Raw genomic sequence first — 14077 nt, forward strand, 5'->3', positions numbered from 1 at the left:
CTAGTAGTCTAACAATAGAGTCTTTTCACCTTGACTTATGCTGTATCTCTAAGAAAGAGCCTGTATATCAAAGCAGACAGGCATCACCTGTTGCCTTGAGTAGTGAAAGAAGCACTAGTAATGAAAAATACAAACGATAGGCATGTGACCTAGAACTTGCTACAGGAGCAAACTTTATCTGTAGCAAAGCCCTAGGAGACTGATTTGTAAAGGGTGTACTGGTTAGCTTTTATACAAAAAGTTAACCAGTTTTTAGAGTAATGAGCTGGTTAAATACCTGTTCTTACTTCTTTTGAAGAGCTTTCATTATTTGGTTCTATAAAATAGCGCTTAACCTCATTCATTTTATCTACTAATGCCTGCTTTTTATTCATAGTTTCTCGATGATTAAACCTAATGCCTGTCTTACTGTTTACTCTATTAAGGTTTTGGGTAAACGATTCAATTGCATGGTTAAGCTTATAAATAGTTTTTTTATCAAGATAACTGAGATTGGATAAAGTGAAGTTAGCCTCAGATATAATCTCTGGCAACATCTCTAGCAAATGGTATTCAGATGATCTGTGCTTAAGAGTCTGTCTTTCTTTAAGCCAAAGTTCCAATTCTTCGATTTCTTTTATAGTGAGCTTCGCGGCCACGTGAGGAGCGACCTGAGTTAAATGACTATCAAATGATGCCACTACTTTTTCACTCAATATATTATCTTTACTCACTTGCTCGCGAATGCATTGGACTCGTGAACCAATAATTTTAAAGTACATAATAATGCTCCTTTATTAATGAATAATTAAAAGGTAAATAAAAGTTTAATAAAAAAGCAGTTTTTTTGATTTAGGGATTGTAAATTTTCATATGATTAATAAGCCACTTACAATCAACAAAAACTAGCGCTGATTAGATATGGTTCTGTATATAATGTGTACAGGGTATTGGTAGTAATCAAAAACACCCTGCTGATGTAAATAATATTAATTTTGACTTAGGCTTTGTCAAGTCCTAAGTAAGCTGCAATTTTATAAATATAATTTATATGTAAAAAACTGCTTATTAAAATAAATTATTTATCTGGGTGTTGAACTCTTTAAAATAGAACCCATCATATGTATTGAAAAAAGGAGTTACTTTTAAATCTACAACTGTAAATTGACTGTATGATCTCGTATTGCTTCTAATGGAGGATATGAAATGACTACACTAGATTTATCTCCCTTATATCGTAGCAGCATAGGGTTTGATCAATTAGCATCAGTATTTGACACAGCTTTTCGCAGTGAGCAAACTGGTTACCCCCCTTATAATATCGAAACAATTGATGAAAACCACTATGGTATAACACTAGCTGTAGCTGGCTTCGAAGAGCGTGAGTTAAGCATTCAGGTAGAGCAAGGAGTGCTCACTGTTAGTGGCAAAAAAAATAAAAATAATGAATCTAAAAAGTTCCTTTATCAAGGAATTGCTACTCGTTCATTTGAACGAAAATTTAATTTAGCTGACCATGTTGAAGTGACTGATGCCAGTCTAAGTAATGGGTTACTTAGCATTAGTTTGGTTAGAGAAGTGCCTGAGGCAATGAAACCAAAAACTATCCCTATTAGTCAGGGGAACCATAACGTTCTAGAGCATAAAAAAAAGGAGGGAAAAGTAGCCTAAGTAAAAAGCCATAATAATCTTAAGCGTCTAGCGTCTTCTTTTAAGGAGGTAAAATATTAACACATAAAAGGTGGGTGATTACTCGCCCACCTAGCTATGATGGATAAGTGTAATGATTTCTCTTTAATAGTATTTCAAATCTTGCATTGTAAGCACTACTTAAAACTCATCATTAGTTTTTGAATAATCGTGATTTTAAGGAGGTGATACTAGTGTTCGACTTAAAAAACTATAAATTCTTATACTTAATTATTAGTTTGTGCATCACTATCATTGGCGTATTAGCCTTTACTACATGGAGATTGTCCTCAGAGCTTAAAACTGTGGAAGGTAATACCCCTATAGCGTCAAGTGACATAATTAAACCGCTTCCAGCACCTTGGCCTAAAGATATAGATCCATGGTTAGATAGCTGGGACCCATCTGGTAATTTTTCAGCACTGCAAAAGCGTATGGATGAAATGATGCAAGTGATGTTACCAGATATGTCCTTCTTTAATATGCAGGGCTTTGGTTACTCTAGCTCTAATCCTAAGATCAGAATGGATGAAACAGATACTGAATATAGGGTCACTGTATCAGTTCCAGAAGCCCAGAATATTGAAGTTAACACAGAGCTAAAGAACAATATATTAACTATCAATGGTAAAGTAAAACAACAGGAAAGCAGTCAGCAAAGTAAGCTTTTTTATACAAGTCAGTTTTCTCAGTCTGTTACTTTACTTGAACCAGTAGATAGCACAAATATGAGGGTTGACAATAAAAATCATAAAGTGGTTATTACGATTCAAAAAACATAAAACTATTTCAGCAAAATAAACTGTAAAAATATGACAGTTTTAAAGTATAAGTATTTACCTATAAGGAGGATAAAAAATCTGATATTTAATAGTATGCCTTGGCTTTAATAGATTTAACAATTGTCAAAGGAGACCATGTCATGAATGTAAAAGACTTAATCCCTTGGAACTGGCTAAAAAATGAAGAAGAGAGGGAAAATAAACAGTTAAAAGCAAGTAATATCTATGATCCAACGGCAAATCCATTGGTACAATTTCATAGAGAAGTTGACCGACTATTTGACAACATGTTCAAAGGAGTTGGCTTTCCTGGCTTCTCAGAAGGATAGTCAAAGCTACCAAATAGTTTGTTTAAACCTAGCGTAGATATTAGCGCAAAGGATATAGAATATCTAATTAGCGTGGAGGTACCTGGTGTTGAAGAAAAAGATATTAAACTTGAAATAAAGGATCATACACTCGTTATTAGTGGTGAAAAGAAACAAGAAAAGGAAGACAAAGAGGAGCATCATTACCGAGTTGAGCGCAGCTATGGCTGTTTTCAAAGGGTTTTAGCGATTCCAGAAGATGCAAGCACTGAAGAAATTAATGCATCATTTAAGAATGGTGTTTTATCCATTACATTACCTAGAAGAGAATTACCAAATAGAAAGGCTAAACAAATAGAAATTAAGAAAGCTAGTTAAAAGTATTTGGGTCATGCTTGTTGCAGTTCAATTGCATTCACTTGCAACAAGACACGACCCGATGTGTATTATTAACAGGCTTCCAAGGCCCTCTATGCTTGTCGTCAGTCCAAGCACAGCAGATAATGTATGTTATCAAGATGGGGCTTGTTCTCAGTATTGTCTTACAGTTTGTTATCTGTATTTAGTAACTCATTGCTTTTCTTTCTTTAATATTACCCCACTACTTCATTAACACCTACCTTTACTTATGTCAGATTATTTTCTTATTTGTGTCAGAGACTGGTTATCATCACTTCCATTCTGCAGGCGCCTGGGAGTGTGCCGGCAGAGCCACCAGAATCCAAAAGGCTGGAAAAAAGCACTCATCCTCCCCACCTGCGGGTTTTGCGTCATAAAAGTTTTGTGTAATTGAAGTTATGGCAATGCTTAGTAGCTAAGCTTTATTGTATAAGGTCTTTAAGAGTTAATTGTTGTTTTCTCAAAATGAAAAATTATCTTAGTTTAAGCAAAAAAATACATTTTCAGTGCAAATTATTTATGTTAAGAAAACAAAAGTATTGTCGTATTCAATATAGGTAGCATTTTTAGTTTTAGGCTGTAGTGTCTAACCCTAATTTCTTTTCTTACTTTCTCAAGTAATGGACATGCCATAATCACCTCTACATACATCACATAGCTATTAAGGTGAAATGATGCTGTATATAAATACAGCGTTAATGGATGAACGTCAAAGTATTATTTGATTTACAAACAATTATATGTGAATCAGTTAGTTGGGTGAGTCCTATCAACATTATTCTAGTAATAAGTTTGTGCCTTGGTTAAAATATACTCGATTGTTATACGTCAATGCGACGTAGTACTTTGCGTCAGAGTGACGCTCATTAATAGTTAGTACCACTATGAGCGCAGAAAACGCATTAATAATATCTAGTGAGGAGATTTCAAAGGATTCCTATATCGAGTTCTTTGAGACTTTGGGTTGCCATTGATATTCTTGACACAAGGATGAAGCCATTGTTCTCGATGAGTACACACAAGTTGGTGTGTGCCTTATGGACTCAAGCTACATCGAGATGTTTGATGACGATGACTTAAAAAAACTACAGAATGCTTTGGGTGCTCCGCCTAAAACGTTCTTTGAAGTAAACCGTACAAAAGCAGACGACCCGAATGAGCTATATCTGGCTGTAGCCAAGAAGATGGCAAAGATGTGGCCTGTGGCTGTTCGGGATACACATGAAAAAATGGTGCCTTATAGTGAACTCATGTCGTAAATTAAAGCTAACAAGCGCGTTAATTAGAGCGCTCGAAGGGTTGCGTCTATTACGCGGGCGTTATGTTTAGTTGAGCTTCATTGTTCTAAGTCCACTTCCTACAAAAAATCAGAGTATAAATTATGGACAATATTGTGCGAGAGGTCCTGAAAACAAAAATTATGGGGCTCAAAGCGACAGCCTTCCAAGATGCATTGGATAGAATTTATCTTAGCATTTACGGTGAGGGAAACTTCCAGAGAGTAAAGCAGAAGCACGATGGTGGTTCGGATGGAATCATAAATGGTGAAACGGTTTTGGCAGTGTATGCTCCAGAAAAATATATCTTGAATGATTTTAAGAGGAAGGTTAGAGCAGATTTTGAGTCTTACACGAAAAACTGGGAAGCTACACACAGCAAGTGGGAGGTTGTAACCAATTTGGAATCGACCGCACAAATGATACAGTTTGTGAACATGCTTAAGAATGGTGCATCTCTTATATGTATTGATGGTTTGTTGCAGAAAATTGGTAAGCAGACGTGGACGGTGAAAACGGCGATTTTTAGAGCGCTAGATATCCCTGACCATTACTTATCTAACGATGTGATCTCAACAGTAATTGAAGACTTAATTCAAATAAGCACCCAAGATGATCCTTTTGAGCCCTATGAAAAACCAGCCTATATACAAGATAAAATCGAACTAAATGTTAGTGAGGAACACGTGGCTACGTTTATGGATGAGTATGAAGACTCGCTGGCCATTTTTCCTATAGTATCGACGGTCGTCAAGTCAAAATCGAACGCTGATGTTGCTGCTATAAGAAACAAAGTAAGGTCCACTTATACATCCTTGTCTGGGAAATTTGAAAAGCGGCTTGATGAGCTTGTAAAGATTATGTGTCAAAGTAAGTCAATAGATGATTACTATAGTCATAATATGCGCATCGTAATGGTATATTTTTTTGAACAGTGTCTGTTTGGTAAAAAGCCAAAATCAGAGGTTAATAGATGATTAATGCGCATGTCGAAATGGATTTAAATCAGCATGTTTCAGTTGTTTCCGCAAAAATTATTGATTTGGTTGAAGCTGGAAACGAAGTGATTTTAGAAACTTTAATGAGGAAGTTTCTAAAAAAATATGAGTTCTATACCCCTGATCAGTTTATGGAAGGGCTGACCTTCTTGTTCTCTATAGATTGTTTGAATGTTCAGGACTACAGGGTGATATTAAAAAATGTTTAAGCTCATTGCATTGTCTTCGCCATCAGGTCTTTTTAAAGATATTGTATTTAGGGATGGTCTGAACATAATTCTCGGAAGGTATTCAAGATCGGGAAAAGATATCAATGGAATTGGAAAAACTACAATAATTAACCTTATCGATTACTGTCTTTTAGCGGATGGTGTCAAGTCTGAGCTATTTAAAGAAAAGTATGATTTTCTGAGGCATGAACGTATTCGGCTCGACTTCATGCTTGGTGGTAAGAAATATTCAATTGAACGAGGCTTTGAGGATAAGAAAAAGGTATTTTTCACAACAAATGGAGAGGATGCTAAGGAGTTCATTGATAGTGATCTTAGATTGATACTAGGCTCAGAAATGGGGAAGGGGCAGGCTGGTATATATGAACCAATTTGGTTTAGGACGCTGATGTCGTTTTTTGTACAGAATGACCATAATTTTTTGCAAAGAGATGCAACGAATGTTCTGAAATTTACTATTGGTAAGCGCCAACCTGAGCTTTTCACCTATATTTTTTTAATTTTAGGCATTGATAATAGTCTTATATGGGATTTTGACAATAGCAGTGTTGAATTGAAGAGATTGCGAGCAGATCAAACGCGCATTAATAAACAAATAGTAGAGCAAACAGGAAAATCAATAGAGGACTTTAGAGGCGAGTGTGACTCTGTTGCAAGGAAAATTGATAAGCTAGAAGAGGGATTGGATAACTATCAATTCGATGATAATAGCGCCGCCCTCGAAGATAAGCTGCAAGCACTCAGTGAACAAATATCAGGTTTAAATAAAAAGTATATATATCTAGTAAGCAAGCACAGAGATATTCAAGAGAGCCTCCAGATTGATGTCGATGTAGACCCTGATGAGGTTTCTGGATTTTACTCGGAAATTCATTCTGAGTTTTCTAGCTTTATAAGAAAGAGTCTCAATGAAGTTATTGAGTTTAGGAAGGAAATAGCTACAAATAGACGAAAATTTCTTAAGGAACGCGAGGCTCAATACCAAGGGCAATTGAGCGAGATAAAGAATAAACTAATTTCACTTGAAGCAGAGCGATCTAGGATTTTTAAAATGCTAGATGAAAAATCCGCATTTGATGCACTAAAGTCTGCTTATACTAATCTAATCGAGGAGAAAGCTCACCTTTCTAGTCAGTTTTCTTATATTGAGCAATTGGATCATATAGAAGAATCAATTGCCAGCAAGAAATCATTGGTTAGCTCTACAGTTGCAAAACTTGTGGCGAAGAAGAATGAAAACATACAAACGGTAGATGAAATAAAAAGTATATTTCTAGATTTGGTAGAAGGTTCGGTAGATATTGATAGTTCAGATGTAAGTCCGTATTTCAATATTGAATTCAAATCAATTCAAAACAGTCCAATCAAGCTATCGCTAGAAGTACCTAGAGGTAGTTCTTTAGGTAAGGGGCGATTCAAAATATTAGCTTTTGATCTCACTGTATTTATCACTTCTGTTTTAAGAAAGACCGAATTCCCAAGCTTTTTAATTCATGATGGTGTTTTCCATGCGATAGCACACAAAACACGAATTAAATTTCTTAATTACATCAACAGTAAACTCGGTGAATTGGGTGGCGCTCAATATATTATTACTGTAAACGAGGATGAAATCATATTTCCTGAAAGTGAAGGCGTTTCAATAGATTTGGACTTTAAATTGGAAGATAAAACATTAATAACTCTTGAAGACAATCCTGATCATATGTTTTTAGGCAAAGAGTTTGGATGAAATTGAGGCGACAACTATTCTGACATAAGGGGCTGGCATTTCTTACCTCAAAGCAATTCAATCGCATTCTTTAGTTGTTAGGTAAACCTGTTCAAGACTTTCTCTATCAAGCAATTTGTGTGATTGGTTGCTGGTAGAGTGATTCCTATCAACACACATTATATAGAGAAGCATTCATGAAAATGTACGTTGGCAACCTGTCATATAATGTCACAGCTGAAGATTTAAAAGAAACCTTTTCCACTTATGGTGCCGTAGCAGATGTAACGCTGATTACTGACCGGGATTCTGGTCAGTCTAAAGGCTTTGGCTTTGTTGAAATGGAGAATAACTCTGAAGCGGATGCGGCGATCAAAGGACTAAATGGTAGTAACCTACAAGGTCGAGATATGAAAGTGAATCAAGCTCAGCCAAAATCTAACAGTCGTCCACAACGTAGACCAAGGTATTAATAACGAATTTAGCTTCAAGCACTGAAGGTATTAAGTGGTGTAACTTTTGCCTTTAGTGATTAACCAAATTGTCACGAAGTTTTCATACTGACGAGCAAATCTTTTCCTTTGATTTGGGTTTTGAGTGCGAAACGAGTGCGAAAATTGTCCCCAATTACACACAAAACCTCACCCTGTAAGGTTTTCAGGTAATGTTATAAGTAATTGATTTTAAAGGGATTTTAGGAAATTTAAGGTGAGTGGAATTGGTGGAGGCGGCGGGAATTGAACCCTGTAGCAATAAAAGCTTAAACATTTATTCTTAAAGGTTATTTATGACTAAGCTGTAACGTTGGGGTGAATAATGGGGACGGTGATTCCTCCTACTTTACACATTTAGACCTGCCTAGAGTATTGATTTCATTTAAATTTTTAGCAGGTTCAAACTATTCTAATCAGTGTAAAAGATGAATCAACATCTGACCAATTTGGTGAGATAAAAAGTGCTTCCTCACCAAATTAAATTTAAAGCTCTAAGTACTAATACCTAGGTCTACGCTGTGGGCGGCTGTTAGATTTTGGTTGAGCCTGATTCACTTTCATATCCCGGCCTTGCAAGTTACTACCATTCAGGCCTTTGATTGCGGCGTCCGCTTCCGAGTTATTCTCCATTTCCACAAAGCCAAAGCCTTTAGACTGGCCAGAATCCCGGTCAGTAATCAGCGTTACATCTGCTACGGTACCATAAACTGAAAAGGTTTCTTTTAAATCTTCGGCTGTGACATTGTATGACAGGTTGCCAACGTACATTTTCATGAATGCTTCTCTATATAATGTGTGTTGATAGGAATCACTCTACCAGCAGCCAACCACACAAACTGCTTGATAGAGAACAAGGATTGACAGGTTCATGGAAACAGCAAAGATTTACAGTTCTGAAATTTCAGGAAAGAGAAAGTAGCGGATAGGTTCGCTAAGCTTCTATCAAGCCAGGACTTACTAATGAACTTAGTCAAAGCCCGATGCTATCATGGTTTTATAGCAATATCTCTTGAAATCTGTGTTGGTAGATAAAATATGCCTGATAAAGCTGTATAGAAATAAACGACGACCAACTTTTGCGTTACGTGTTGATTAAAATTTAAACAGTTGTTAGTATCTTGCTCCAGCTTACTAAGCACGATAGTTCTTTAATCTGGCTAGTTATAACCTGGAGTTCTTTATGAGTGTTGACCAAAGCCCGTATGCAGTTCCTAATGCTAATCTAGTAGCTGATTCCTCGAAAGATAATGGTATTTCTCAGTTACCCCGTTTTAGTGCATGGGGAGTATTTTTTTTAACACTAATTACACTTGGAATTTATTACTATATCTGGATGTATAAAAGGACAAAGGTAATCAATACTGTTTGTAATAAAAAAATTCCAACTGGGTTAACAAATACAGCTATTTCGCTATATATAATAAATTTTCTGATGAATATTTATATAGGTGCTGTCGGAGAAGGAGTTGACAGCTCGGTAATCATGGTAGAAAACATAATTAGTATAGTCGCAGTAATTCTTTCAATTATTTGGCTGTATACAATTAGAAATAGATTGCATGTTATTGAGAATGTATCTAAAGACAGCAAGTTTTGGATAGGCGGTATATTAACCTTTTTCTTCTCCACTATTTATCTACAGTACAAGATTAACCAAATGATTGATGAAAAATAGTCTTAAAAATAGCTTCTTAACCCAGCTAATTTTAGCTGGGTTTTATCTTTTGGTATTAGACAAGTTAATAAACGAGCAACTAAAATAATTTTGCCGAAACATCTGCGAACCCTTGTTTTAACCTTTCCCCGCTTTGCTCAATAAACGCACCATAATGTCTGTTAAGCATCTCGATTCCTTTATGGCCTAATTGACCTGCAAGCCAGAATAGGTTTTCATTTTGAGCAATCATCAGACAGGCAAAGCTGTGTCTAGCTTGGAAAAAAATTCGTTTAGATTTTATATCTAGAATACCCAGTCAACTATATACTATAACAGTACGCTTTTATATAAAAAAGAGTTATATTTTAATATCTTTATAAGACATTATACATATGTCAGTATTGTAATCTTATCATGGATTGATTAGATAAAAGGGAATTTTATATGTTAAATTGGCAATATCTAAAATTCAAAGATATTAATTTAGAGGATAGTTTTTTTGATTCTTTGAAAGAAGATTACAGCGAGTTTTCTGACTGGTTTGAGCGAAAATGTGAAAATAACGCTTATGTTTTTAAAAACGATAATAATGAAATTGATGGGTTTCTTTATCATAAAATAGAGGAGGAGGCTGTTACAGATATAAGCCCTCCTTTGCCCCCTAAAAAAAGACTTAAAATCGGCACCTTTAAAGTTAATGCTCATGGTACGAGACTAGGCGAACGCTTTATAAAAAAATCGTTAGACTTTGCTCTGCTCGAAGGGGTTAGTGAAGTTTATGTAACTATTTTCCCTAAACACGAAGCTTTAATTGATTCTTTTAAGAGATATGGTTTTCGAGAGGTTGCTGATAAAACGACTACTAATGGCGTCGAACTGGTTTTATTGAAACAAATGGGAGTGTATATAGGTGAAGTAAAGTCTGATTATCCTTATATAGATAACACTGGCAGGAAGTTTATTTTATCTTTGTACCCTGAATGGCATAGTAGGTTATTACCTGATTCAATATTAAACACTGAAAGTAAAGATGCAGTTGTAAAAGATATATCACATACAAACAGTATTCATAAAGTTTACTTGACTGCTATGTCGGGTGTTGAAAGTTTGTGTAAAGGCGATATATTAGTAATTTATAGAACTTCTGATAAAAAAGGTCCTGCACACTATAGATCGGTTGCAACATCTATCTGTGTAGTTGAAGAAACTAAGGATATTAGTTGCTTTTCAACTTTAGATGAGTTTATTGGTTATACAGCGTCATATAGTATATTTAAAAAGAGAGAGTTAGAAGCGTTCTATTCAGAAAAGAAATACCCTACTATTATCAAGTTTTGCTATAATGTTGCATTAAGTAAAAGAGTTACTCGAGGTGAGATGATAGATGATTTGGGTATGAGTGCTAACCAATACTGGGGTTTCTTCGAGTTAACAGAAAGTCAGTTTGAAGGTATTATTAAAAAAGGCAAAGTAAATGAAAGTCTTATTATCAATAAAGCCTGAATATGCAGAAAAAATACTTTCTGGAATTAAAAAGTATGAATTTAGAAAGTCTATATTTAAAGACCAAAGGGTTACAACAGTAGTTATATATGCAACAAAACCAGTTGGGAAAATTATTGGCGAGTTTGAAATAGATGATATATTACAAGATAAACCGACTTTAATATGGAGGAAAACTAAGAGGTATTCAGGTATAAGTAAGGAGTTTTTTGAGAAGTATTTTAATGGAAGAAATAAGGCTTTTGCTATAAAAGTTAAAAATCCATCAGCTTATAATGTACCTTATGAACTAACGAAGCTGATTCCGCACGGTGTTCCACCGCAATCATTTTGCTATCTTCGCTAAAAATTTTATTTGTATCATGCTATTACTAATAGTATCTGCATGATACATGCTCTAAAAAGTCCACTTAGAAAATTTTTTTTGCAACATTAGAATAGTTTTGTTTTGGTTGATATCTTTCCCCGCTTTGCTCAATAAATGCACCATAATGTCTGTTAAGCATCTCGATTCCTTTATGGCCTAATTGACCTGCAAGCCAGAACAGGTTTTCATTTTGAGCAATCATAAGACAAGCGAAGCTATGCCTTGTTTGGTATGGGTTTCTATATCGTATCCCTGACCTCTTGATTGCTGGCATCCAGCCAGTCATTCTTAGCTGTTTATCGTTTGTCCATGGCTTATTTTGGGTAGGGTGGTGGAATACATAGGCATCTTGGTTAAGCGTATAGTTAGCTTGATCTTCCAAGGCTTTGACCACAGGCTCTAACATGATCACCTTGCGGATACCTTTCTTGCCAGTTTTGGTGCCTTTCATAACACCATCAACTTTAGCCTGGTCTACCAAGATATAGCCTTCTCTGAAGTTTATCTTTTCCCAAGTAAGCCCAATCAATTCGCTCGTGCGCATGCCAGTAAAAAAGGCTGTTGTAAAAATGTTTCGAACCTGGCCATCCATATGAGATAAGATTTGTTCAATTTCCTGTATATTGAAAGGGTCGCATTCATACTCACTTTCTTTGGCTTCCTTGACAATCTCCTGGTCAATATCAATGTCATCAAGAGGGCTGCGCAGTATGACTTTATCTGCTACAGCTTGCTTTAGTATCTGCTTAAGGGGGATTAGGTTGTTAACAATAGTTTTGCGCTTACACGACAAGCTTTTGTTATACATCCACTCCCGTATGTGTTTTGGCTTTAGCTCCTGAACGGGAGTATCACGGAAGTAGGGCATCAGTTGACCCGTAATAGCTTTTTTGTAATTTCTGGCTGTACTTCTTTCCTTAAGCTTGTCAACTTTTTGCAAGTACTCTTCCAGCAAGTCTCCTACAGTAACACTGTCATGGTATGTTTCACCGAACAGGGTGCATCGCTTTGATTCAGGAAAGTGGTTGGAGTACTTAAATGTTCGACGCTGAATTTCGTATATGATTGACCCACGTTTACTGTCGGCATAAACAATGTCTTTCTTGATATCATTGGTAAAGTGCTTCTTGTGGGTAGGTGTTTCTAACTTAGGTATTTTTCTGCATGTAATCGTTTCGCGGCATTTGACTCCTTTGTAAGAAAAGTAAATTCTGCAGCTCACGGTAGACTTAAGTACTCGAAGCTCCAGGCCAGCAGGAACTTCGATATTTTTAATGATTTCGTCAATTTCACTCATGGTGGTTTATCTATATGTATAAGTACTTTTTGCAGCAAAGTTATTCACTTCTTTGAGGTTAACCCAGATAACACCATCTGCTGCTTTCCGATATTCACAACCTTCTTTCCATATGCCCCTACTTTTTTTATGGTAGAAGGCATTTGCAGTATCACCTGATAATTCATAATATTTTTTTAGTTTAACCCACTGTAACATGTCTTGATCTAGCCCCTGTATTTCGTGGTCAGTATGTTCGTAAAGGTAAGCGAAATTTACCCAAAAATTACCATCTGCTGCTTTTCGATATTCTCGCCCTTCCAACCATTCTCCTTTGTTTCTTCGTTGGTTAAACTCAATAACGCTTACATTGAATAATTGCCGATATTTAGTAGCCCTTATCCACTTAAGCACGATATTCTCCTTAACTCATTACTCCAATAAATGGCTGATTGGTTTTAGTGTTTCGACAAAAGCCTGTTTCAATTTCATCACGTTCGACTTTTATGTGTTTAGGTGCACTAACACTTAGCTTTGCCTGCCCTATTGACTTAGATAAACTCTCCCTATTGCTAGGGTAGGGGTAAACAGTTATCTCGTGATTCAACTTAAGGGGGTGGCCAAACTCAATGTCTTTAATACTTATATGACCTCGATGCAAGGTAGTGAGCGTTACTCCGCCCACTCTTCTCGCTCGCATTACCAGCCGGTAATCCCCAACCTTCAGGGATTCACCGATACGACGTGTTACAGTCAACATAATTAAACAGCTCCTAAATAGTGCGTGTACATTACCCCTCGGAAATTTTTAGGGGGTGAGATTCCAGCTTTTCTGCAATCACTTTTTATACTTCTTATCTGGTCGTGAGTAAGCCAAATAAAGTGTGGCTTACGACCTTTATTCGCCTCAAAAACTTGAATGTATTGGTAAATTTTATTAACTAGCTTTTGGTTATCTTTACTCAATTTTTCAGCATCAAAGTCATTATTTTTTAATTTATTTGAGGCAACCATTTTAGCTATTGCCTGGTTAGCGATACCTGCAGACTGATCAAGAATAAACTCAGTGACGCCTATTTCATTACTATTAGCATCAATACGACGATAATTAAACACCCTGGTGCGTGGTTTCCATGGTTGTAAGTCCAGTTCGTTATTGATCATGGTTATCGGCGTCTTCCTTAGTTTAAGGGTATAAGCCGCACGCCATTAATGGTATACGGCGGCTTGCAATTGTATTTAATTAAGTTCGTTTTAAAGGCTTCCAACTGCTCTTTAGTAATATGTAATTGTCTTGGTTTTCTATTTTTAGCGAGGGTGTAATACTCAATATATTGTTTGGCTTTCTCGTATATCTTTAAATTCTTTTTAGTTAACTCCATTCGATTGATTTCCATGTCAATTTCT

The 14077-nt window shown here is 36.0% G+C and carries 19 protein-coding genes; 12 read left to right on the forward strand and 7 right to left on the reverse strand.

Annotated features, from left to right (window positions below; all coding sequences use genetic code 11):
- Nucleotides 1-269: 269 nt before the first annotated feature.
- Entirely contained in the window at nt 270-761 is a 492-nt protein-coding gene (locus G4Y78_RS06500) for a hypothetical protein (RefSeq protein WP_163832259.1), read from the reverse strand.
- 424 nt (nt 762-1185) lie between these two features.
- Between G4Y78_RS06500 and G4Y78_RS06505 the strand changes: the two genes are divergently transcribed.
- From G4Y78_RS06505 to G4Y78_RS06540, 9 genes are all read left to right on the forward strand, one after another.
- Nucleotides 1186-1650: an Hsp20 family protein gene (locus tag G4Y78_RS06505; protein WP_163832260.1), complete on the forward strand. Its 465-nt coding sequence runs from the start codon at nt 1186-1188 to the stop codon at nt 1648-1650.
- 212 nt (nt 1651-1862) lie between these two features.
- Nucleotides 1863-2450 (forward strand): Hsp20/alpha crystallin family protein, encoded by a 588-nt coding sequence (locus tag G4Y78_RS06510; RefSeq protein WP_163832261.1) that lies wholly within the window; start codon nt 1863-1865, stop codon nt 2448-2450.
- A 140-nt stretch (nt 2451-2590) separates the two neighbouring features.
- Nucleotides 2591-2779, forward strand: a complete 189-nt coding sequence (locus tag G4Y78_RS30755) for a hypothetical protein (protein ID WP_222937653.1) — start codon at nt 2591-2593, stop codon at nt 2777-2779.
- Nucleotides 2780-2797: 18 nt separating this feature from the next.
- Entirely contained in the window at nt 2798-3136 is a 339-nt protein-coding gene (locus G4Y78_RS30760) for an Hsp20/alpha crystallin family protein (RefSeq protein WP_222937654.1), read from the forward strand.
- 1058 nt (nt 3137-4194) lie between these two features.
- Nucleotides 4195-4416 carry a hypothetical protein gene (locus G4Y78_RS06520; RefSeq protein WP_163832262.1) on the forward strand — a complete coding sequence of 74 codons (222 nt, stop codon included), beginning with the start codon at nt 4195-4197 and terminating at the stop codon, nt 4414-4416.
- A gap of 122 nt (nt 4417-4538) precedes the next feature.
- Nucleotides 4539-5411 carry a hypothetical protein gene (locus G4Y78_RS06525; RefSeq protein WP_163832263.1) on the forward strand — a complete coding sequence of 291 codons (873 nt, stop codon included), beginning with the start codon at nt 4539-4541 and terminating at the stop codon, nt 5409-5411.
- Entirely contained in the window at nt 5408-5641 is a 234-nt protein-coding gene (locus G4Y78_RS06530; protein WP_163832264.1) for a hypothetical protein, read from the forward strand. The genes G4Y78_RS06525 and G4Y78_RS06530 overlap by 4 nt, the downstream gene beginning before the upstream one ends.
- On the forward strand, nt 5634-7394 hold the full coding sequence (locus G4Y78_RS06535) for a DUF2326 domain-containing protein (RefSeq protein WP_163832265.1): 1761 nt from the start codon (nt 5634-5636) through the stop codon (nt 7392-7394). The genes G4Y78_RS06530 and G4Y78_RS06535 overlap by 8 nt, the downstream gene beginning before the upstream one ends.
- 176 nt (nt 7395-7570) lie before the next feature.
- A complete protein-coding gene (locus G4Y78_RS06540; RefSeq protein WP_163832266.1) occupies nt 7571-7846 on the forward strand; it encodes an RNA recognition motif domain-containing protein in 276 nt (91 codons plus the stop codon).
- Between the two features lie 519 nt (nt 7847-8365).
- Here the strand turns inward: G4Y78_RS06540 and G4Y78_RS06545 are convergent.
- Nucleotides 8366-8641, reverse strand: coding sequence for an RNA recognition motif domain-containing protein (locus tag G4Y78_RS06545; RefSeq protein ID WP_163832267.1), 276 nt, complete (start codon nt 8639-8641; stop codon nt 8366-8368).
- Between the two features lie 406 nt (nt 8642-9047).
- On the opposite strand from G4Y78_RS06545, the gene G4Y78_RS06550 reads away from it, so the two are divergent.
- The 3 genes from G4Y78_RS06550 (at nt 9048) to G4Y78_RS06560 (ending at nt 11373) form a co-directional block, all read left to right on the forward strand.
- Complete coding sequence (locus G4Y78_RS06550) at nt 9048-9542, forward strand: DUF4234 domain-containing protein (protein WP_163832268.1); 495 nt, start codon at nt 9048-9050, stop codon at nt 9540-9542.
- Nucleotides 9543-9968: 426 nt separating this feature from the next.
- Nucleotides 9969-11027, forward strand: a complete 1059-nt coding sequence (locus G4Y78_RS06555) for an N-acetyltransferase (RefSeq protein ID WP_163832269.1) — start codon at nt 9969-9971, stop codon at nt 11025-11027.
- On the forward strand, nt 10999-11373 hold the full coding sequence (locus G4Y78_RS06560; protein WP_163832270.1) for an ASCH domain-containing protein: 375 nt from the start codon (nt 10999-11001) through the stop codon (nt 11371-11373). Before G4Y78_RS06555 ends, G4Y78_RS06560 begins: the two co-directional genes overlap by 29 nt.
- Nucleotides 11374-11437: 64 nt before the next feature.
- Here G4Y78_RS06560 and G4Y78_RS06565 read toward each other — a convergent pair whose 3' ends face one another.
- Genes G4Y78_RS06565 through G4Y78_RS06585 form a run of 5 tightly spaced genes read right to left on the reverse strand, consistent with a single transcriptional unit; the run spans nt 11438 to nt 14067 of the window.
- The gene (locus G4Y78_RS06565; protein WP_163832271.1) at nt 11438-12691 is read right to left on the reverse strand and encodes a tyrosine-type recombinase/integrase; all 1254 of its coding nucleotides are present in this window, start codon (nt 12689-12691) and stop codon (nt 11438-11440) included.
- 6 nt (nt 12692-12697) lie between these two features.
- On the reverse strand, nt 12698-13084 hold the full coding sequence (locus tag G4Y78_RS30765) for a hypothetical protein (protein WP_222937655.1): 387 nt from the start codon (nt 13082-13084) through the stop codon (nt 12698-12700).
- A gap of 10 nt (nt 13085-13094) precedes the next feature.
- On the reverse strand, nt 13095-13430 hold the full coding sequence (locus G4Y78_RS06575; RefSeq protein WP_163832272.1) for a hypothetical protein: 336 nt from the start codon (nt 13428-13430) through the stop codon (nt 13095-13097).
- 2 nt (nt 13431-13432) lie between these two features.
- Entirely contained in the window at nt 13433-13834 is a 402-nt protein-coding gene (locus tag G4Y78_RS06580; protein WP_163832273.1) for a hypothetical protein, read from the reverse strand.
- Between the two features lie 17 nt (nt 13835-13851).
- Nucleotides 13852-14067: a hypothetical protein gene (locus tag G4Y78_RS06585; protein WP_163832274.1), complete on the reverse strand. Its 216-nt coding sequence runs from the start codon at nt 14065-14067 to the stop codon at nt 13852-13854.
- Nucleotides 14068-14077 lie beyond the last annotated feature (10 nt).

It is taken from the genome of Spartinivicinus ruber (assembly GCF_011009015.1).
GTDB lineage: Bacteria > Pseudomonadota > Gammaproteobacteria > Pseudomonadales > Zooshikellaceae > Spartinivicinus > Spartinivicinus ruber.